General features: G+C 66.9%; 1 protein-coding gene and 2 pseudogenes. 2 read left to right on the top strand and 1 reads right to left on the bottom strand.

The features are described 5' to 3' along the window. Positions 1-171 (top strand): annotated as a pseudogene (locus OL599_RS26270) (transposase); the annotation flags it as partial. A gap of 104 nt (positions 172-275) precedes the next feature. On the opposite strand, the gene OL599_RS25705 reads toward OL599_RS26270, so the two are convergent. After that, positions 276-1,493, bottom strand: a complete 1,218-nt coding sequence (locus OL599_RS25705; protein ID WP_264716919.1) for an IS110 family RNA-guided transposase — start codon at positions 1,491-1,493, stop codon at positions 276-278. Positions 1,494-1,760: 267 nt separating this feature from the next. Here OL599_RS25705 and OL599_RS25700 point away from each other — a divergent pair. Beyond that, a pseudogene (locus OL599_RS25700) lies at positions 1,761-1,985 on the top strand (transposase); the annotation flags it as partial. Positions 1,986-2,016: the final 31 nt, after the last annotated feature.

Raw genomic sequence — 2,016 nt, 5'->3', positions numbered from 1 at the left:
GACCGCGCGACGGCCAGCCAGACGTTGCGCCACGTCGCCGACCAGCTCCGGGCGAAGTGGCCCAAACTCGGCGGATTCATCGACGAGAGCGAGGCCGACGTGCTGGCGCACATGGACTTCCCGGTCCAGCACCGAACCAAAATCCACTCCACGGATGAGATCGACAAGCTTTTCTGTCGCGATCTGCCATTCTGGCCTGGCACGGGTGACCGCGTGGCGAAGAGCTGGGTACGAGGATGCAAGCCCGGCCGCGCAGCCTTCAGCGTCGCTCCTCATCAGCGTCGCTCCTCATTTGTGGCACCCGTGCGCCGCTTTCCTTGGCCCTGCGGCTGCCAATGCCGGACGAAGCGCTCATAGGCATGTTCGGCATGGCGTGCGACATCGGTCTCCCGGTCACGCAGTTCCTTGATGTTGTAGGCGTAGGCCGCGCCTCGCTGACTGCCCTTCATTGCCGGCTCGCCGGCCTGCAGCTGCATCGCACGCAGCTTGTTTGCCACCAGCGCCGGACGGGCCCACTGGTAGTCGCTCTCCTTGGTCAACAAATGCCAGCACAGCACGGCCAATTTGCGGGCGACGGCAACGGCCGCGACCTGGTGCCCCCGGCGGGCACGGATGCGCAGGAAGAAGGCGCGCAGTGGCCCGGGCGCCTTGGCCGCAGCCCAGGCGGCCTCGACCAGCATGGCACGGGCATGGGCACGGCCGTGCTTGCTGATCCGACCATGTTGCGCCAGCCCCAAGCCGGACTGGCGGACCCTCGGGTTCAGCCCGACGTAGCTGACCAGCTTTTGCGGCTCGGAGAAGCGGCGCACATCGCCGATCGCGGCCACCAGCCCGGCGGCGACGATCAGGTTGACGCCAGTGATGCTCAACAGCCGCTTCACCGACGGATCATCGATCGCCGCTCGGGCAACGTCGATGTCGAGTGCGGTCAGGTCCTGGCCCAGCCGGTCGAGTTCGCGCAGATGGCGCGCGATCGCGGCGCACTCGTCGTCGGGCAACAACTGGCCGTCGAGCCAGCGCCGGCCGATCCGCCCGAACAGATCGGCATGCGGACACGGCGGGACCAGATGGGCGTGCAGGATCGCGTGCACCTCGTTCTTCACGCGGGTGCGATGGCGCACGACCTGGTTGCGCCGCGCGACAAGGCGGCGCAACCGCTCGGTCTCGGAGTCCGGCAGCCAGATCTCGGGGAGAAAGTCCGCCGCCCGCAGCGACGCCAGTACGCCGGCATCAATTTTGTCGGTCTTGATCCGGGCATGTGCGATCGCCTTCACTTGCAGTGGGTTGGCGACGATCACCCGTGCCACGTAGGGCGTCAGCACCCGTACCACCGCCATCGCGTTGCCGGTCGCTTCGACGACGACCTCGTCTTCCTTGGCCAGATTGCGTCCGAAACCCTCCAGCCCCGCACGGGTCATGTCGACCCGCCCGGCCGGGCGCAGCCGGCCGTCCTCCCAGACCACGACCTCCGCGAAGGTGCGGTGGATGTCCATGCCGATCACGCGTCGCATCTGCTGCTCCTCTCTCCTGTGATCCGACGGGAGCAGTGGGCAACACGACACCTACGGATCCGCGCTCGCGGCGCAACCGGGCAGGTCGCAGGGGCGGCCAGCTACTAATGCGAGCTCTCGGCTCATCGAATAGATCGGCCTGCCCACTCAGCGTGCTCCCGATGCCCCTCGTCCCGGATGGTCGCACCATACGCCGGGAGATCACCCCTCCCAGCCGGACGAGCCGGCACCGCGATCCTCATACCGGTTACCAATCCGCTGGAACGGCTGAACAAGGAGGTCAAACGCCGCGCCGATGTCGTCGGCATCTTCCCCAACGAGGGCGCCATCATCCGCCTGATCGGCGCCGTGCTGCTGGAGGCCAACGACGAGTGGCAGCTCCAACATCGCTACATGCAGACAGAGGCGATGGCCGAATTCACCCCGCCGACGATCGACGACATGCACACCCAGATTGCCACCGCTGCCGAATGATCCATGGCCGCCTCAGCTACACCGCAATTTC

This window comes from Limobrevibacterium gyesilva (assembly GCF_025989185.1).
Lineage (GTDB): Bacteria > Pseudomonadota > Alphaproteobacteria > Acetobacterales > Acetobacteraceae > Limobrevibacterium > Limobrevibacterium gyesilva.
The sequence above is the reverse complement of the archived record's forward strand: the minus strand, read 5'-3'. Positions and strand labels throughout refer to the sequence as shown.